14 protein-coding genes and 4 pseudogenes are annotated in these 18,543 nt (G+C 58.2%); 11 read left to right on the top strand and 7 right to left on the bottom strand.

Annotation, left to right across the window (positions count from 1 at the left end; all coding sequences use genetic code 11):
- The first annotated feature begins 139 nt into the window (after window positions 1–139).
- The 3 genes from ACK6D9_RS21725 (at window position 140) to ACK6D9_RS21715 (ending at window position 3,904) form a co-directional block, all read left to right on the top strand.
- A complete protein-coding gene (locus ACK6D9_RS21725) occupies window positions 140–1,801 on the top strand; it encodes an extracellular solute-binding protein (protein ID WP_412050086.1) in 1,662 nt (553 codons plus the stop codon).
- A gap of 63 nt (window positions 1,802–1,864) precedes the next feature.
- Window positions 1,865–2,971, top strand: coding sequence for a carbohydrate ABC transporter permease (locus ACK6D9_RS21720; protein WP_412050085.1), 1,107 nt, complete (start codon window positions 1,865–1,867; stop codon window positions 2,969–2,971).
- A gap of 15 nt (window positions 2,972–2,986) precedes the next feature.
- Entirely contained in the window at window positions 2,987–3,904 is a 918-nt protein-coding gene (locus ACK6D9_RS21715; protein WP_267654170.1) for a carbohydrate ABC transporter permease, read from the top strand.
- Between the two features lie 40 nt (window positions 3,905–3,944).
- Here the strand turns inward: ACK6D9_RS21715 and ACK6D9_RS21710 are convergent, their stop codons facing one another.
- Window positions 3,945–4,490, bottom strand: a complete 546-nt coding sequence (locus ACK6D9_RS21710; protein WP_412050084.1) for an SIS domain-containing protein — start codon at window positions 4,488–4,490, stop codon at window positions 3,945–3,947.
- Window positions 4,491–4,896: 406 nt separating this feature from the next.
- Between ACK6D9_RS21710 and ACK6D9_RS21705 the strand changes: the two are divergent.
- Window positions 4,897–5,732: pseudogene (locus ACK6D9_RS21705) on the top strand (IS3 family transposase); the annotation flags it as partial.
- 53 nt (window positions 5,733–5,785) lie between these two features.
- Here the strand turns inward: ACK6D9_RS21705 and ACK6D9_RS21700 are convergent.
- Window positions 5,786–6,999 (bottom strand): annotated as a pseudogene (locus tag ACK6D9_RS21700) (IS256 family transposase).
- Between the two features lie 67 nt (window positions 7,000–7,066).
- Between ACK6D9_RS21700 and ACK6D9_RS21695 the strand changes: the two are divergent.
- The 3 genes and pseudogenes from ACK6D9_RS21695 to ACK6D9_RS21685 form a co-directional block, all read left to right on the top strand.
- A pseudogene (locus ACK6D9_RS21695) lies at window positions 7,067–7,387 on the top strand (IS3 family transposase); the annotation flags it as partial.
- Between the two features lie 111 nt (window positions 7,388–7,498).
- Complete coding sequence (locus ACK6D9_RS21690; protein ID WP_412051875.1) at window positions 7,499–8,527, top strand: aldo/keto reductase; 1,029 nt, start codon at window positions 7,499–7,501, stop codon at window positions 8,525–8,527.
- Window positions 8,528–8,540: 13 nt separating this feature from the next.
- Window positions 8,541–9,380 (top strand): amidohydrolase family protein, encoded by an 840-nt coding sequence (locus ACK6D9_RS21685; protein ID WP_412050083.1) that lies wholly within the window; start codon window positions 8,541–8,543, stop codon window positions 9,378–9,380.
- Here ACK6D9_RS21685 and ACK6D9_RS21680 read toward each other — a convergent pair.
- From ACK6D9_RS21680 to ACK6D9_RS21670, 3 genes are read right to left on the bottom strand one after another with little or no spacing between them, the layout of a single operon-like run.
- Window positions 9,362–10,267, bottom strand: coding sequence for a ribokinase (locus ACK6D9_RS21680; protein ID WP_412050082.1), 906 nt, complete (start codon window positions 10,265–10,267; stop codon window positions 9,362–9,364). The genes ACK6D9_RS21685 and ACK6D9_RS21680 overlap by 19 nt on opposite strands.
- Window positions 10,264–11,247, bottom strand: a complete 984-nt coding sequence (locus tag ACK6D9_RS21675) for a TIM barrel protein (RefSeq protein WP_412050081.1) — start codon at window positions 11,245–11,247, stop codon at window positions 10,264–10,266. The genes ACK6D9_RS21680 and ACK6D9_RS21675 overlap by 4 nt, the downstream gene beginning before the upstream one ends.
- A 15-nt stretch (window positions 11,248–11,262) precedes the next feature.
- On the bottom strand, window positions 11,263–11,997 hold the full coding sequence (locus tag ACK6D9_RS21670; protein WP_412050080.1) for a GntR family transcriptional regulator: 735 nt from the start codon (window positions 11,995–11,997) through the stop codon (window positions 11,263–11,265).
- 82 nt (window positions 11,998–12,079) lie between these two features.
- Between ACK6D9_RS21670 and ACK6D9_RS21665 the strand changes: the two genes are divergently transcribed.
- The 3 genes and pseudogenes from ACK6D9_RS21665 (at window position 12,080) to ACK6D9_RS21655 (ending at window position 15,277) form a co-directional block, all read left to right on the top strand.
- Window positions 12,080–13,606, top strand: coding sequence for a UxaA family hydrolase (locus tag ACK6D9_RS21665; RefSeq protein WP_412050079.1), 1,527 nt, complete (start codon window positions 12,080–12,082; stop codon window positions 13,604–13,606).
- Between the two features lie 123 nt (window positions 13,607–13,729).
- Window positions 13,730–14,101: pseudogene (locus ACK6D9_RS21660) on the top strand (IS6 family transposase); the annotation flags it as partial.
- Between the two features lie 64 nt (window positions 14,102–14,165).
- A protein-coding gene (locus ACK6D9_RS21655) for an IS3 family transposase (protein WP_412050078.1) occupies window positions 14,166–15,277 on the top strand; the annotation gives its coding sequence in 2 pieces (ribosomal slippage) (window positions 14,166–14,415 and window positions 14,415–15,277; 1,113 coding nt in all).
- Window positions 15,278–15,523: 246 nt separating this feature from the next.
- On the opposite strand, the gene ACK6D9_RS21650 is transcribed toward ACK6D9_RS21655, so the two are convergent.
- Both ACK6D9_RS21650 and ACK6D9_RS21645 read right to left on the bottom strand, forming a co-directional pair.
- Window positions 15,524–16,885 carry an ATP-binding protein gene (locus ACK6D9_RS21650; protein ID WP_412050077.1) on the bottom strand — a complete coding sequence of 454 codons (1,362 nt, stop codon included), beginning with the start codon at window positions 16,883–16,885 and terminating at the stop codon, window positions 15,524–15,526.
- Window positions 16,885–17,604, bottom strand: a complete 720-nt coding sequence (locus ACK6D9_RS21645; RefSeq protein WP_412050076.1) for a response regulator — start codon at window positions 17,602–17,604, stop codon at window positions 16,885–16,887. The genes ACK6D9_RS21650 and ACK6D9_RS21645 overlap by 1 nt, the downstream gene beginning before the upstream one ends.
- A 240-nt stretch (window positions 17,605–17,844) precedes the next feature.
- On the opposite strand from ACK6D9_RS21645, the gene ACK6D9_RS21640 reads away from it, so the two are divergent.
- Window positions 17,845–18,387, top strand: a complete 543-nt coding sequence (locus ACK6D9_RS21640) for an EF-hand domain-containing protein (RefSeq protein ID WP_412050075.1) — start codon at window positions 17,845–17,847, stop codon at window positions 18,385–18,387.
- Window positions 18,388–18,543 lie beyond the last annotated feature (156 nt).

The following is an 18,543-nucleotide window of genomic DNA, read 5'->3' as shown; positions in this document are numbered from 1 at the left end:
AAGGCTGAAATGTTTTCAATCTTGTCCGGTGAACCGGACCTGGCCGTTGGGGAAAATTGGCGATCAACGACCTGATAAGGTCGGTCGACCTTCCTTGACCGGACCGCCGGAGGAGGCGGGTAACATTGGGAGGTGTTTCATGAAAGTAGAACTGTTTGAACACGCGGTGCGGGTGGCTCTGAGCCGTCGCCGTCTGCTGCAAGGTGCGGCTGCTGTCGGCGGTCTTGCCGCAGTCGGTGGTATTGGCACCAAACATGCCGCCGCACAGGATGATGTGCGCGCTGCAATCCTGAAAATTCCCGGCGTTGGCGCCGGCTCGCCCACAGACGCCGATTGGCAGAAGGTTGGTGAAATGTGCCTGGCGGGGACCAAGGCCACTGTAGCCGAAGGCGAATTCGCCGGTGTTGAACTGACCTTCATGGGGCTCAACAACCAAAACCTGCATAACTTCCTGTTTCGTGGTTTCTTGAAGCCCTGGGAAGCCTATACCGGCGCGAAAATCAACTGGATCGATCTGGCGCAGGCCGATTACAATGCCCGTCTGCAGCAGTCGATCGCCACAGGAACCGTTGATTTCGATATTATCGAGATGGGCTCGCCCTTCGAAGGCGATGTCTGTGGCAAGGGGTTGGCCTCGGAAATGCCCGATTGGGTCAAAACCCTGATCGATATGGACGACTATGTGAGCTACCTCAAGGCGCCTGTCGGCACCTGGGATGGCAAGACCTATCGGATCTCCATCGACGGCGATTGCCACACCTTCGCTTACCGCAAGGATTACTACGAGAACGAGGAGTTCGCCGCAGCCTGGAAAGAATCTGGCGGCGAGGGCGAGTGGAGCGCTCCCAAAACCTGGAAGGATGTGCAGGCGCATTCCAAGTTCCTGGCGGGCAAGAAAGATCCGCTCACCGGACTTGATGCACATGGCTACCTTGATCCGCTGAAGGGGTGGGGCGGCTTCGGCTTCTACTTCCTCGAAGATCGCGCCACCGCCTATGCCAAGCATCCCGACGACCCGGCCTGGCTGTTTGATGCAGACACCATGAAGCCGCGCGTTAACAATCCGGCCTTCGTACGCGCCATTCAGGAAGTCATGGACCTGATCGCTGTTCCGGGAGCTTATCCTGCCGATCAGATCAACGCTGATCCAGGGACAACGGCGTTTTCGCAGTTTCTCGCAGGCACCGGCTCGATGCTGACCTGGTGGGGCGATGTGGGATCATCCGCACGCACGTCAGACACTTCGGTTGTTGGCGATGTTGTCAGCTTCAGCATTTTGCCGGGCTCGGATGAGGTGTACAATTCCAAGACTGGTGAATGGGAACAAAGGGCCAATGAGGCACCCAACATGGCCTATATCGGCTGGGGTGTGTATGTCATGGCTAGGGTTGACGGTGACGAAAAGAAGCACAAGGCAGCTTGGTCCGCTGCCGCGCATCTCGGCGGCAAGGATCTTTCGCTCTGGACTTCGGCCTATCCGTCAGGCTTCCAGCCTTACCGCAATAGCCACTTCAACTACGAGGAATGGGAAGCGGCCGGATATGACCGGGCCTACATCGAGGATTACCTCGGTTCCAATGCCGACAGCTACAATCACGAAAACTCGGCGATTGAACCGCGCATCCCTGGTATTTTCCAGTACTACTCGGTGGCTGAGGATGAACTGGCGAAGGGTTTTGCCGAACAATATGGTTCGGCTCAGGAAATCGCGGATGCCATTGCGGCCGCTTGGGAGAAGATCACCGACCAGATTGGCCGGGAAAGTCAGATCGCACTCTACAAAGCCTCATTGGGCATATAATCCAGTCACGGCCCCGGCGGATTATTCCGCCGGGGCCATCCTCAATTCCGGGATGCGCAGAATTTGGCTGAGCAAGGCGATTTCCTTCACGTTGTCACCTCTGATAATCTCTCCGCTCGAAGGGTGGCGTTTGGCCGAGCCTTGATCTGGGGATCGGCGGGGATACTGGCTCTCGTCGCTATTGCGCAGACTCTTCAGGAAACCGGTCAAGCCAATTTCGGCTTTTCCACTTGGCGGCCAACGCTCTACGCGTACGTTCTGTGGGCAATTGCGCTGTGCTGGGGGCAGGTCCTGATGCGCGGCGAGCAAGGCAAGCGCGTGCTGTTTGTCCTGCCGGCAGCGCTTTTCGTGATTTCCATGGTGGTGTTCCCGCTGCTGTTCGGACTGGTGATTGCGTTCTCTGACTGGAACCTTTCGTCGCCAACAGGTCGCACCTTCAATGGCCTCGATAACATTCGCCAGATGTGGACCGACAGCTTCTATTGGAACGCACTCGGCAACATGGTTCGCTACACGCTGGCGATTGTCGTCGAATATGCCATTGCGTTCGGACTGGCGTTATTGCTCAATTCCCAAATTCGCGCCCGCAAATTCTTCCGCGTCGCATTCCTGATGCCGCTGATGCTGTCACCTGTGGCTGTCAGCTGGATGGTCGGAAAATCGATGATGGAAGTCCGCTTCGGTCCGCTGGCGCGGTTGGCCCGCCAACTGGGCTGGGACTCGCCGTCGTTTTTCGGTTCGCCCGAAATGGCCCGTTTCACCATCATGGTAATGGACGCCTGGACCTATATTCCGTTCATGATGATCATGATCCTGGCCGGCCTTCAGGCAATCCCCAGGGACATTCAGGAAGCCGCCAAGGTTGATGGCGCGCGCGCCTGGCGCGGGTTTTGGGAAGTCACATTCCCCCTCATGCTGCCGGTCTCGATCACCGTGATCCTGATCCGCATCATCTTCAAGCTCAAGCTCGCCGACATTATCATCAACGTGACTTCCGGCGGTCCGGGCGGGGCCACTGACAGTGTCACCAGCTTCATCTTCCGTGAATACCGTGATCGCTCCAATGTCGGCTACGGCACATTGCTGGCGATGGTCTATCTGGTGGTCATCGTGATTGCGATCACGATTCTCATGAAGCTTACCGACCGCTGGGCGCGGCCGCGTTATTGATCGGGGAAGCGACAAATGAGCCAGCAGATTTTCCATGACAGCCCTGATGATTTCGCTCACAAAGCGAAATGGTTCTCAGGCCGTTTTGCGGTCTATGCCGCGCTGATCCTGTGGACAATCATCTGTCTGTTCCCGATCTACTGGACGATCACCACCTCGTTCAAGATGGCGCCCGACGTGATGCGGGGACATCTCGTCCCGTTCTGGGACTTTCAGCCGAAATGGCTTGGCTGGCGATCGCTCGGGTTTTCGCCGGATACGATCTGGGCCGAATCCACGGTGCGCGAGGAATTCGTCAAGCGCTTCTACAATTCGGTGATCACCTCGTTGTCGGCCTCTGCGCTGGCAGTGTTTCTGGGCTCGCTCGCAGCCTATGGACTGTCGCGGTTTTCCTATCGCTTCGGCTTCATGCGCAATTCCGACATCTCGTTCTTTTTCCTCAGCCAGTTGATCCTGCCGCCGGTGGTGTTGGCGCTGCCGTTCCTGGTGCTCTACAAATCGCTGGCGCTGCTTGATACCCGCATCGGTTTGATCCTGCTTTATACGCTCACCGTGCTGCCGATTGTCATCTGGATCATGCGCGATCAGTTTGCCGGCATTCCCAAGGAACTTGAAGAAGCTGCGCTGGTTGATGGACTTTCGATCTGGGGCGCCTTTGCCACCATCGTGTTGCCGATTGCGCTACCCGGCATGGTCGCCGCCTTCATTTTGTCGCTGGTACTGACCTGGAATGAATATTTCTTTGCCGCGCTTTTGACCTCGACCCATGCCAACACGCTTCCAGTTATGGTGGCGAGCCAGACGGGGAGCCAGGGTATCAGCTGGTGGTCGATGGCGGCGCTGTCCTTTGCCGCGATCCTGCCGCTGATTGTCATCGGCATTCTTCTTGAACGTTACATTATCAAGGGAATGGCTGCAGGTGCGGTAAAGTAGATCGCGATCTGAAAACCGTTACGATCAGCCGCTACCGGCATCACTCCATGTTGGTATGCCGCGCCCGCATGCTCCGAGTGGTTTCTCCAAGTTTTTCCTTGAGCATGAGCACCATGATTTCAAACAGCACGAATAGCGCCCCCTCGTAAGCCGATCCCATCGGCAGGATCGAGGTGCTGCCAACGTCTCTGGCCATGGTTTGCGCAGGAATGGTGAGCACCTGATCTGCAAGCCTGGCGGTATCGCAGTCCGGTTCGGCCGTCAGGAACAGAGTTTTTGCTCCGGCCTCCTTCGCCACGCCGATCAGGGCAGTGACGGTTGAAAGTTCGCCTGGGCCCGCCGAGCACAAGAACAGGTCACCCTGGCCGAGAGGTGGCGTGGTCATGGAGCCCTGCATCGAGGCACTGAGCCCGAGATGAAACAACCGCATTGTCAAACCTTGGACCTGCAGACCCTCGCGGCCGCATCCATATGAGACAATAGTGCCAGCTGAAGCGATCAGATCGACGGCGCGATCAATGTCGCCCGGATCAATGGCGTCGACCACCAATCCAATTTCCGAAAGAGCCTCTCGAAACTTACTCATATCTGCTGTTCCAGTTGGGTCATGATGTTCTTGTTTTGCGCATCCAGTTTCAAAAGCAGCAGATACTACCGTTCTGTCAACGGCGAAGCAAAACCAAGCGCGGTGATAGCCTGGTGAAGAAAGCTAGCATCTGTTTGCAATTCATTCGTTTGGCAAGAACGGTTTCGGTATTCTTATCAACGCCCGGGACCTGGAAAACGCTCGTGGTCAATCGAGGCCAATTGTTGTGGACTTCATTTGGGAGGCTGCTCCAACAGCTGTCAGTGTATGGGGCAGGGTACCCGGATATATCGTTCTGATCGCCGGTTTGGCTGGTCCTGAAGCGTGCATGAAGCAGTCTAATGCAGTGAATAGCCCCTAGATTCATAGACGCCTTCTTCCCTAAATTTGAGGCAAGGAGGCCATCATGAGCACAGCCAAATTCAGTGACGATTTCAAACGCGATGCTGTTCATCAGATCGTTGAGCGGGGTTATCCGGTTGCGGAGGTTTCGAAACGATTGGGTGTCAGTTCCCATTCGCTTTATGCGTGGAAGAAGCGGTTCGGGAAGTCAGGGTCCCGCGATGGTTCTGTCGACGAACAGGCTGCCGAAGTTCGGCGGCTGAAGCTTGAACTGGCGCGTGTGACGGAGGAGCGGGATATCCTAAAAAAGGCAACGGCGTACTTCGCGCGAGATGCAAAGTGAAGTACGTGTTCGTAGCAGAGCATCGCCCGCTGTTCTCGGTGCGTGCGATGTGCCGCTCCCTTCGCATCCAACCCAGCGGCTTCTATGCCTGGCTGAAGAACCCGCTGAGCAATCGGGAGCGGGAAGACGCCCGTCAGACCGAACTTCTCAGGAAGGCGTGGAAGGACAGCGGTAAGGTCTATGGCTATCGCAAGCTTCACGATGACTTGCTGGATCAGGGTGAGACGTGCTGCCCGAACCGCGTTGCACGTCTGGTCAATTTGGCGGGTATCAAAGCGCAGATCGGCTACAAGCGTCGACCTGGCAGCTATGGCGGCAAACCTTCTGTAGTCGTCGACAACACGCTGGACCGCCAGTTCGACGTGGCAGTGCCGGACAAGGTCTGGGTCACCGACATCACCTACATCAAGACCAATGAGGGTTTCGCCTATCTGGCCGTCGTGATCGATCTCTACTCCCGCCGCGTCGTCGGCTGGTCGATGCAAAGCCGTCAGACAACGGACGTCGTGCTGCAGGCTTTGCTCATGGCTGTGTGGAGACGAAAGCCGACGAGCAGGGAGTGTCATAAACTCTGTGTATCTGGCCCGGCCCATGCGGGTTTCAGATATGGTCACGCATTGAAGCGCTCGTCGAACATGATAGCGAATTGATTGCGGGCAGCAAACCATTCGCGGACATTTCTGCCGCCTTTCTCAAAGTTGCGAATGGCCAGATAGATCAGTTTTGTGGCGGCTTCTTCGGTCGGGAATGATCCGCGCGTCTTGATTGATTTTCGGATCACGCGGTTCAGGCTTTCGATGGCATTCGTTGTATAAATGATCTTGCGGATCGCCGGATCGAAGGCGAAGAACGGGATCACTTCGGCCCAGGCCCTCCGCCAGGCCGGGCCTATGGAGGCGTATTTTCCGGCCCATTTCCCCTCGAACGCGTCCAACTCGGCCGCCGCTTGGTCGGCGGTCGCAGCGCTGTAAATCCGGCGCAGATCAACGGCCACGATCTTGCGGTCCTTCCAACTGCAAAAGTTCAGGGAATGGCGCACCAAATGCACGATGCAGGTCTGCACCGTAGCTTCCGGAAAGGCTGCGGTAATAGCCTCAGGAAAGCCCTTGAGCCCGTCCACAACAGCGATCAGAATGTCCTGCACACCCCGGTTTTCAGTTCGGTCATCACCGACAGCCAAAACTTGGCCCCTTCATTGTCAGCGATCCACAGGCCCAACACCTCACGCACACCGTCGCGTGAGACGCCCAGGGCTATGTAGACGGCTTTGTTCTTGACCATACGGCTATCAGCGTCACGGATTTTGACCCGCAATGCGTCGAAGATGACGATGGGATACATCCGCTCCAGCGCCCGTGATTGCCATTCCCGAACCTCGTTCAACACGGCGTCGGTCACGCGGCTAATCAGGTCGGGCGAGACCTGCAGGCCATAGACATCTTCGAGATGGGCGCGGATGTCTCGCACCGTCAGCCCCGCCGCGTAGAGACTGATGATCTTGTCATCCATCCCGTCGATCCGGGTCTGGCCCTTCCTCACCAACTCCGGCTCGAAACTGCCATCCCGGTCCCGCGGCACGGCAATCGGCACTTCGCCGTCTTGACTCTTCAGGCGCTTGCTGGATGTGCCGTTGCGCCGGTTGGATTGGTCGCGCGGCGCGTCCTTGCCCTCTTCATAGCCCAGATGCGCCGTCAGCTCGGCACCCAGCATCCGCTCCATGAGCTTGATCCTGAGCTCTTTCATCAGCCCGGCATCGCCAAGCAAATCTTCAGGCCGCTCGCAGCCCTTCAGAAGTTCGTCCAGCAGTTCCTTGGAAATCGTCATAGTCCTTGCTCCTCTCAGGAAGCATGGACCAAAGCGCAGTTACACAGAAGACCGGACACTCTCGACGAGCAAGGTGTTAATTCATTCAGACCAAGGCTCTCAGTTCACCAGCATCGACTGGGCATTGTTCCTAAAGCATCACAATCTGCAACACTCAATGAGCCGGCGCGGAAACTGCCATGACAATGCCGTCGCAGAGAGTTTCTTCAACCTGCTCAAGCGTGAACGGATAAGACGTAGGACCTATCGGACCCGAGAAGAAGCCAGGAGGGATGTGTTCGACTACATCGAGATGTTCTACAACCCAAAGCGTAAGCATGTGAGAAACGGGTTGCTGTCGCCCGCCGAGTTCGAACGGCAGCAGAAAACGAGGACCGAGGGCGTCTAGAAAACTCGGGGCTATTCACAGTCTCCCATTTGCCACGTTGTTTAAAACAGGGCTATGCGGTGGAGTGGCAATTATACTAACATGTTAGCAGGCGAGGAGGCGCAGATGCAATTGAAGACACGACATTGGGACCGGATCGGAAATGGTGGGCTGACGTTCACCGAGTTGGGCTTTGGCACCGCACCGTTAGGTAACCTCTACAGGGCGATCAGCGATGATGACGCCCATGCGGTGCTGACCCGAGCCTGGGATTTGAGGGTCCGCTATTTTGACACCGCGCCGCTCTACGGACTGGGTCTTTCAGAAACCCGGCTGAACCGGTTCCTGCGCGACAAACCGCGCGGTGAGTATGTGCTGTCGACCAAGATCGGTCGGCTGCTCAGGCGCTGCGAGATAGGGGAAGACCGTGATTGCATCGGCAAGTTTTTCGACGTCCCTGCTCGCAGGGAAGTTTATGACTACACTTATGACGGGGTGATGCGCTCGGTCGAGTTTTCGCTCGCGCGCCTGGGTGTCGACAGGATCGACATCCTGTTCGCCCATGACATCGACAGTTTCAACCATGGCAGTCAGGCAGCACTCGATGCCAAGCTCGATGAGCTGATGGCCGGCGGCTACAAGGCTCTGATGTCCTTGCGTGAGCAGGGCGTGATCAAGGCCTTCGGCGCTGGAGTCAACGAGTGGCAGCCCTGTCAATGGATGGCCGAGCATGGCGATTTCGACCTGTTCCTTCTCGCAGGCCGCTACACATTGCTCGAACAGGAGGCGCTTGAGAGTTTCCTGCCGCTGGCGGAGAATCGCGGCATCGGCATAGTTATTGGTGGACCTTACAATTCGGGGATTCTGGCCTCCGGGCCAAAGCCGGGCGCCTTTTACAATTACGACCCCGCGCCGCAGCACATTCTCGAGCAAGTCGCCAAAATCGAGGCGATATGCAATCGTCATAATGTGCGAATGGTCGATGCGGCATTCCAGTTTCCATTACATCATCCAGCAGTGGTCTCGGTTATTCCCGGAGGGCAGGGTGTCGCGGAAGTCGAGGCCAACCTTAAGGCAGCCACCACCGAAATTCCGCCCGAGCTTTGGGCAGACCTGAAGGCCGAACGCTTGATGCGCGATGACGCACCGGTCCCCGTATGAGGAGGTTATCCGTTTGAAAATTGACGCGCACCATCATCTCTGGAACCCCAGCCGCGGCGACTATGACTGGATGCCGATGGATAACGAGACACTGGCACGGAGCTACGCGCCGCCTGATCTCGCTCCGCATTTGCGAACCCACGGCATCGACGCCACGGTGCTGGTTCAGGCTGCGGCCACGATCCATGAAACCGAGTACATGCTTGGATTGGCTGACGCGACGCCCTTTGTTGCTGGTGTCGTCGGCTGGGTGAATTTCGAAAATCCGTCGGATGTTGAAACCCTTAACCGACTCTCCAGGCATCCGAAGTTCAAGGGCGTTCGTCCGATGATTCAGGACATTCCAGATGATGACTGGATGCTCCGGGACGATGTGCAATGGGGATTTCGTGCGGTCTCTGATCTTGATTTGACGTTCGATGCGCTGGGCTTTCCGCGGCATCTGGCCAATTTTCTGACCATTCTCAAACGCTATCCGGACATGAGGGTGGTCGTTGACCACTGCATGAAGCCGCAAATCAGGGGTCATTCCGAGGCGAGTTTTCGCTTCTGGGCTGATGGCATGACGCGGATCGCAACGGAAACAAAAGCCTGCTGCAAATTCTCCGCACTCGTTACCGAGGCCAGTCCAGACTGGACCGTCGAGCACCTCAGGCCTTATGCCGACCATGTGATCAAGGTCTTTGGCCCATCCAGGGTGATGTGGGGTTCGGATTGGCCGGTATGTCGTCTGGCTGCGAGCTACCAGGATTGGCACGCGGCCGCGGAAGCACTCACTGAGAATCTGAACGCCGATCAGCGGGCAGAGATCTTTGGCGGCACAGCGGCACGGTTTTATCGGATTGGCGTTTGAGCGATTAGGGCTTCCACGCATTGCCGGGTAATGGATTTACGCTTGTCGATCTCTGTCGAAACATGAAGTGCGGCGGCTGCCTGTCCGAAGCAGGCCGCCAGAGCAAGGCTCTTGCCTGCGTCACGGGCAGCGGCCAGTGCGCCCAAAAACGCGTCGCCTGCGCCATGCGTCGACACCACCTGAACCGGGTGACCGGGCTGCAGGATGGCAGTCCCGGCCGCGTATAGTGCCAACCCGTCGCCACCCAGCGTGATGATCACCGTTTTCGGGCCGAGTTTCGACAGCGATTGCGCTGCAGAAATGGGATCGAGCTTCGCCTCGTCTGTTTCCAGCATGCCGGCGGCTTCGACACGGTTGACCACCAGCACGTCGATCAGAGCCAAAAGGCTGGCGCTAATTTGTCGGGCGGGAGCCGCGTTAAGCACCACTTCCGCGCCGCCGTTCCTTGCGCCTTGTGCGACGGCGTAATTGATCCCCTCGGGGATCTCGTTCTGGAGCAATATAACCTTCGTATCATCGGGGATAGAGATCCGGTTCGGATCAATGCTGAGGTTTGCGGCGGAAACGATCACGGCGCCGTAGCCGCCCTCCGGCTCAACGATGGCAACGCTCATTCCTGACGGGCCGGACCCGCGCTGCACCTGGTTGGAATCAATGCCGATACGGTTCAAGCTCTCAAGCAAGGTGGCGCCAGATGCGTCATCGCCAATCCGGCCGGCAAATGTTGTCCGGGCGCCCATCCGCGCCGCAGCCACCGCCTGATTGCCGCCTTTGCCGCCCATGGCGTATCTGACCGTTTCGCCTGCGACGGTCTCGTCAAGCCGTGGCAGATGCGGCGCGTTGACAATCACGTCGTAATGCAATGCCCCGCAGACAAAGACGCTCACTTGCCCGCGCCATAAAGTGCGTCCGCGACAATGCCAAGAGAAACTGTTGCGTCCTGACGGGCAATGGCCTCGGCTAGCTCGGCATTATCCACCAACCCTGACGCTATCCTTCTCAGCCGTTCGGCCATCATGATGTTGGCGCGCGCCTCGGCTGTCGGATCAAGCCCACCATGATCAGGAAAGGTGTCGAAATAGATCACTCCGTCATATCCCATGCGCTCGAGCTCAACGAACAGTTCGACCGCCTGCACCGGGTGGACCGACCCCACCATCAGCCCATCATCGCGCTTGCCATAGCCATCATTGAGATGAACACCCAAAAGGCGCGAGTGCCTCCCGGTCAATCGCGCCGAATGTGCCGGGATTTCGTCTGCATAGAGCACGTGGGCGAAGTCCAGCGTCACGCCGAGATTGGCCCTTTCCGCCTCGCGGGTGGCCAGCAGCGTCGTGCCAATATCCGGCATCAGCGCATAGGCGCGCGGCTCATTCGGTTTGTACTCGATGGCGATGTCGATATTTGGGTTATGATCGGCCACCTGTTTCAGCGCCGCAATCGTATCGTCCCACATGCGCATGTAATCGCCCTGGAACGAATAGTCGACGCCGTCCTGGCCCATCCATAATGTCATCAGCCGACCGCCCATTGAGGCCAGAGCGTCAAGCCCGCGCTTTGTGATGTCGAGTGCTGCCTGACGCACTTTCGGGTCTGGATTGGTGAACGCGCCGAGTCGGAATCCTGGGTCGGTGTAGTAGCGCATGGCAAGTCCGTTAAGCGCCAGGCCATTGCTGGTGAGGATCTGTGACAGTTCAGCCGCCGTGTGATCGGCGAAATGGTCGGGATAATTCAGATCCGCGGCGCCAAGGCCTTCGACTTGTGCCGCGCGGGAAATCATGTCTGCAGCAGTCGGGTTGCCTGGCAGGCCGGTCTTGAAAGCATTGAGCCTGGCGGCGTAGCGGTGTCGGTTAGACAAATCGGTCATGGCAGGCCTTTCGGGTCAGTAGTTTGCAAACAGCTCGGGACGCTCGTGAACCAGAGGCTCAAGGAATTTGATGAGCTGCCGCAAATGGTGTTGGGTTGCCTCTCGCGCGGCGTGCGGATCTCGCGCTTCCAGCGCTGCAATGATTGCCTTGTGCTCGGCTAGGGTTGCCTGCATGCGTCCCGGCGATGGCAGATTGAGCCGGCGTGCGCGGTTGACATGAACCCAGGAGGTTTCCGCCAGATATGCAAGTCGTCGATAGCCGGTAAAGGACAGGATCAGTTCATGCATTTGGGCGTCCATCTCATAGAAGCCGGCAATATCTTCGTCCCGGACCAAAGCTTCCTGAATGCGCAGGTTTCGTCGCAGCAGCACCAGTTGGTCTTCGGTGATGCTGGTTGCTACGGTTTCAATCGCGGCCAGTTCCAGCGCCTCGCGCAGGAAGGCCCCTTCGTGGATTTCTGCCATCGAAAACCGGGTCACATAGGTCCCTGCTTGTGGAACGATCTCGGCCAGGCCTTCGCTGGCCAGCCGCGTCATGGCTTCGGTGACCGGAGAACGCGAGACACCCAACTCCTTGCAAATCTCCGACTTCCGCATCCGCTCACCCGGACGGAACGCCAGCGACAGGATCGCCTGCTTGAGCGACGCATAGACTTTCTGAGCCAGCGAGCCAGGCAGGCTGGCCAGGGGTTGTAGCGGCGGACGAGGAGGGATTGCGTCTTGCAGGATACCATCCTTATCTAGTAGCATTCTAACATGTTAGGGAATGCCTTCGTCCTGTCAAGCCGATGGCCGGCTGCGAGACTTGGGCTTTAAACGTACGGACCCACCCATGACCACCGATCTTCCCCAGACGATTCGTCTCAACCCGAACGACAATGTGATTATCGCGTTGAAGGATCTGGCGAGTGGCGCAACGGTGTCCGGACTCGATGCCCCACTGGTGGAACCCGTGGCGCGTGGGCACAAGATTGCATCACGGCCTATCGCCGAGGGCGAGAAAGTCATCCGCTATGGCCAGACCATCGGGGTGGCGAGTCACGCCATCGCCCCTGGTGTGCACGTTCATGTGCACAATCTCGGCATGGGCGGCCACACCGAGGCACAGGAATTTTCAACTGAGATCCGGTCGCTTCCTGTTCCTTCCGAAAAACGCCATTTCATGGGCTATCACCGTGCCGATGGCAACGTCGGTACCCGCAACTATCTTGGCATTCTCACCTCGGTGAATTGCTCCGGATCCGTGGCCCGCTTCATTGCCGAAGCTGTTGAGAAGCAGGGCTGGCTCGATCAGTTCGACAACGTCGATGGCGTGGTGCCGATCGTCCACGGCACCGGCTGCGGCATGTCGGGAAGCGATGAAGGATATGACACGCTGTTCCGGACGTTGCAGGGCTATGCCCGCAACCCGAACTTTGCTGGCATTCTCTTGCTTGGCCTGGGTTGCGAAGTCATGCAGGTTCCCGATCTGGTCGGCCGTGGCCGCATGCGCTCGGACGGAAATTTTCGCTACATGACGATCCAGCAATCCGGCGGCACCCGCAAGTCCATTGAACGCGGCGTCGACCAGCTCAGGGAAATGGCCGCCGAGGCCAACAAGATCACCCGTGCTCCCGCTGGGCTTGAGCATCTGATGATAGGCCTCCAATGTGGTGGATCTGACGGCTATTCCGGCATCACCGCCAACCCGGCGCTGGGCGCTGCGTCTGATCTGCTGGTCTCACATGGCGGTACCACCATCCTGTCGGAAACCTCGGAAATCTACGGCGCCGAGCATCTGTTGACCCGCCGCGCGGTGACACCCGAAGTTGGCGCCAAGATTGTCGAGCGCATCCGCTGGTGGGAGGATTACACGGCCCGCAATGGCGGCGAGATGGACAACAATCCCTCTCCCGGCAACAAGAAGGGCGGCTTGACCACGATTCTTGAAAAATCATTGGGGGCGGTGGCCAAGGGCGGTACGGCGCCGCTGACCCAGGTCTACAAATTCGCCGAACCGGTGACCGAGCGCGGCTTCGTGTTCATGGATTCTCCTGGCTATGATCCCTGTTCGGTGACCGGGCAGATTGCTTCCGGCGCCAATCTGATTGCGTTTACCACCGGCCGTGGATCGGTGTCGGGCTACAAGCCGACGCCCTGCATCAAGCTTGCCACCAATTCGGAAATGTATGGGCGCATGTCCGAAGATATGGACATCAATTGCGGAGACATCATCACTGACGCAGTAAGCCTCGAAGACAAGGGCCGCGAGATCTTCGAGTTGTTCCTGCGCGTCGCTTCCGGCGAAGAAACCAAAAGCGAAGAGCTCGGCTTCGGCGGTGCAGAATTCGTGCCATGGCAAATGGGTGCGGTGATGTAGTCACCATTCATTGCTGGATTGCCTCGCGGCGCAAAACGAGAGGAGGCCAGCCGCGTGGTTATGTAGCAAACGAAATGGCAACGTCAATAATGCGTAAAGGCGACTGGATTTCGGGAGTTCTCCATGTTCAAAGGCCGCCATTTCGACCGATCCGTGATCTTGCTGTGCGTACGCTGGTACTACGCCTACAGTCTCAGTCTTCGTGATCTCGAAGAGATGATGTCCGAACGCGGCCTGAGCATCGATCATTCGACCATGCATCGCTGGGGCGTTCACTTCTGGCCCCAGTTGCTGGAGTGTTTCCACCGGCGCAAGGGTGCCATCGACAGTGTTGGCGACACGGTTAAGTTCTTCTTCAGCGAACACAGTGACCTGTCCGCTTCAAAGCCCATCCTATGAAAGGCGTTTGCGCGCCATGGCCGCCCGGCTCGTATCACTATCGACGGCACCCAGACAAATCACGAGGCAATTGTTTCCTGCGATCTTGAATACCGCTGACCTGCTCCCCTGAAACGTCCGCGATTTGAGGTTAGTCTGTTCCTACTGAAGGAGACAGACGATGAAGCGATCAAGGTTCACTGAGGAACAGATCATTGGCATTCTGAAAGAGCACCAGGCGGGGCTGGGTGCGAAGGAGCTATGCCGGAAACACGGCGTAAGCGATGCGACCTTCTATAAGTGGCGCGCAAAGTTTGGCGGCATGGAAGTGTCGGACGCCAAGAAGCTGAAGGCGCTGGAAGCCGAGAACGCCAAACTCAAAAAGTTGCTGGCCGAGCAGATGATGGATGTCTCGACGCTCAAGGAAATGCTGGGAAAAAACTTCTAAGGCCTGGTGCGCGGCAGCACGCCGTGGACTGGGCCATGACACAAAAAGGATATCGTCAGCGGCGGGCCTGTGCTTTGGCGGGGATCGATCCACGTGTTTATCGGCGGCCGCCAACACGGTTGGAAGATGCGGAGCTGCGAGCACGGTTGAAGGATTTATCGTCTGAACGACGGCGGTTCGGCTATCGGCGTCTGCATGTCCTGCTGCGGCGAGAGGGCTGGCAAGTGAACCGGAAGAAGCTGTATCGCCTCTGCAAGGAGGAGGGTCTGACCGTGCGCAAACGTGGTGGCAGGAAGCGTGCCTTGGGCACCAGAGCACCGATGGCAATCCCGCAGGGCCCTAACCAGCGGTGGAGTCTGGACTTCGTATCAGACAGCCTGTCGTGTGGTCGCCGGTTCCGCATCCTGAACGTGATTGATGACTTCAGCCGGGAATGCCTGGCCGCCGTTGTCGATACCTCCCTGTCCGGCATTCGGGTTGCACGCGAACTGGACCAAATCGCCGAGATGCGGGGCTACCCCTGCATGGTGGTCAGTGACAATGGGACAGAGCTGACCTCGAACGCGATCCTGAAATGGCAAGAGGACCGCAAAGTCGAGTGGCACTACATCGCGCCGGGCAAGTCGATGCAAAACGGCTTCGTGGAGAGCTTCAACGGACGCATGAGGGATGAATGCCTAAACGAGCACCTGTTAGATACTCTGCGTCATGCCCGTAATCTGGTGACGGAATGGCGCATCGACTTCAACCATCACCGCCCGCATTCCAGCCTCTCTGGTTTGACACCACGGGAATATGCTAATCGGTCAAAGGAAGACCAAAACCTGAACAGCGCTAACTTATAGACGCGGACTCTATGGGGAGCAGGTCACCGCCTACGCTGTAGGTCGAGGCGGTCACAAAAACCAATTCGCATATGCCAGAGCAAGTATCTTAACAACCTGATAGGCGAGGTTTGGCCATAATCTGCATCCCATGATTACTGACCGATTCGAAATCTTGGCAACTTGAGAACCGGCACGGAAGCGCACCATCATGGCGAGAATTTCGGCTTGCGACAGAACTGCACACGATGTCAATTCATCCGAATGTCATGTCCGTTTGAGCAACGGCAAAACCACCGTCGCACGTAGTCCTCCTTCAGCGCAGTTTTCGAGCGTTATCTGACCTCCATGAGCGATGATGATCGTTCGTGCGATGGAGAGGCCGAGGCCGGCGCCGCCGGTTTCGAGACTGCGGCTGTTGTCGCCGCGGGTAAAGGGATGGAACATCGCGTTCTGACGGTCGGGTGGAATGCCGGGGCCATTGTCCTCGATGGTGACGATGGCATTTTGTCTGTCCTGCGTGAGCGTCACCTTAGCCTCTTCGCCATACCGCAAGGCGTTGTCGACAAGGTTACCAATGGCGCGGCCAAGGCCGACGCGGCGGCCCTCCACCCGAACATTTGCTTTAACGTTGCCTACTGCACCACGATCCTCGCAAAGCTGCTTGAGCAGTTTGCCGAGATCGAGCGTTTCGATTTTCTCAGCGTCCTGGCCTTCCCGGGCATAGCTGATGAGGCCATCGGCCATGATGGTCATTTCGTCGAGGGTGCGCACCATGGCTTCGAGCAGTTCGTCGTCTTCCACCATTTCAGCCCGGATGCGCAGGCTGGTCATGGGAGTGCGCAGATCGTGGCCGACCGCGGCGAGCATCCGCATTCGTTCACCGTCGAACTGCGAGATTTCGGCTTGCATGGCATTGAAGGCCCGCGCAGCTTGACGCATTTCCCGTGCTCCTGCTTCGGGTACCCGCGCAGTGCGGTCGCCGCGTCCTGCTGCCTCGGCTGCCTGCGAAAGCTGGCTGAGTGGTTTAGTCAGGTGGCGGGCAAGGGCGATGGCAACGCCAAGTACCGTAAGCAGCGACAGGGAAAGCACGGTCAGGAATGGCCTGCTGTCGATGCGGCCAGCGCGGGACGGTGCACCGTTGGTGACGACATTGAGCCACTCGGTCTGTCCGTTCCGCGCGCTCAGCGGAATGGTGATGGCAATCACCTGATCTGTATGGGTGGCACCGTTGCGATCCGCATCGGGCGGAAGCGGCCGCTCGATGATTGCCACGCTCACATCCTGCCGGCCCAGCGTTTCGGCGAGCTGGGAGGCGATGTACCTGGACCGTGTGCCCGTCGCGGTTTCGGTCAGCAAAGGGGCGTCTTCCACCCGGACGCGGGCGAAGCGTGTCGATGCATCCCGCGCAATCACCTGCCGAAGCTGGACGTTGACTGCTTCCATCGCTGGGATCAGTGCTGCGATCCGTTCGATTTCGCGTTCCTCGCGGGCCTGCTGATCGAAACTCTGCTGCTGAAACGCGAGCACGGCGAGAGCGATGATGTTGGCGGCTATGATGGCTATTGCCAGCAGGAAGACGAGCCGGCCCGCGAGAGAATCCGGCAGCAGGTGTTTGAGACGGTTCATCAGCCGGCCTCGCTCACGTCTGCCACCAACCGGTACCCACCGCCCCATTCGGTCACCAGCAGCTGCGGGTTTTTCGGATCGTCTTCGACCTTGCGGCGCAACCGGCTGATCTGGTTGTCGATGGCGCGGTCATAGGCCTTGGCTTCGCGCCTTGCTGTCAGGTCAAGCAGTGTGGCGCGGGTCAGCACCGTGCGCGGCTGATCGAGGAAAATGGCAAGAAGCCGGTTTTCGGCGGTGGTCAGATCGACGCTTCGGCCGTCTTCATGGGTGAGTTTCATGACATCGGGATCGTGTGTCCAGTTAGCGAATTTGCGGCGCATACTCGGAGGCGCTGCCGCTTCCGGTGGCGCGCGTCGCAAGATCGCCCGTGCCCGCGCCAGCAGTTCGCGCGGGTTGAAGGGTTTGACCAGGTAATCGTCGGCGCCCAGTTCGAGACCGACGATGCGGTCGGTTTCATCCGCCATGGCGGTCAACAGCAATACGGGCGGACCGTTTTTAGCGACCAGCCACCGGCACAGGCTCAACCCGTCTTCACCGGGCATCATGATGTCAAGTACGGCCAGATGAATGGAGGCTTCCGCAAGGATTTCGCGTGCTTCGGCGGCATGTGCAGCAAGCCGTGTCCGGAACCCTTGCTTGCGCAGATACTGGCCGAGCGGCTCGCGAATGTCGCGGGCATCGTCGACGATCAGGATTTGCGGTGCGATCGGGTCTGTCATGAGGTCTCTCCTTGGCCGCGCTCGGCGTCCACATTTCCCTTAGTAGCATTCTTTGCCCCGGGACAATCAACCAGCGAACGAGCGGTTTTGCGGTTGATTTGTCGCAATATGTATCAGCCGGATGCCTTGCGACAAATGACGACAAAGCGGCATTGGCGCTGACACACTTTCCGGCGCAATAGCCCCTAAGTCTGTTTCACCAGGGCGATGCACGCCTCATGAAACTCGAAAGGATACGACATGAACAACTCCAAACTCCTCCCCGTCGGCCTTGTGGCAATCATGGCCGTTGTGTCCGGTTACACGGTGGCCAGCGCGCAAACCGCGATGGACAAAGAGGTGCAGGCACCCAAAGTCACGAACGTTGATTTCCGCGGCTCTGGTGACGGTCACGGCAAGCGCGGCGATCGCGGGATGATGCGCCAGATCCTCGAAAAGGTTGACGCAAATGGCGACGGCGCCGTGACGCAGGCCGAAATCGATACGTTCAGGTCTGCCGTGGTGACTGAAGCCGATGCGTCGGGTGACGGCAATATCTCGCTCGACGAATTCGAGACGATCTATCTCCAGATGGTCCGCAACAAGATGGTCGATGCCTTTCAGCGTCTTGATGAAGACGGTGACGGTGCCGTAACGCAGGCTGAAATGGACAAGCGGTTTGGCAATGTTGTCGAGCGGATGGACCGCAATGACGATGGCAAGCTCGACCGCGACGACCGGCGTGGCCATGACCGCAAGGGGCATGACCGCGATGGATCCCGTCACGGCGACCGCCGCGGCTGACGCGGACATGGCGAGGGCGCAAAGCCCTCGCCGCACTCTGTTGTGACCAAAGACAGACTACGCCTAGTCGGTCTGCTGGCTCTCCCCGTTGCCGCAGCGCCTAGGCACCATTATTTCGATCACGACATAACTTTGCGCCGCAAGACCGCACACAGC

This window comes from Hoeflea sp. Naph1 (assembly GCF_046837775.1).
Classification (GTDB): domain Bacteria; phylum Pseudomonadota; class Alphaproteobacteria; order Rhizobiales; family Rhizobiaceae; genus Hoeflea.
This window is presented reverse-complemented; position numbering and strand designations above follow the sequence as displayed.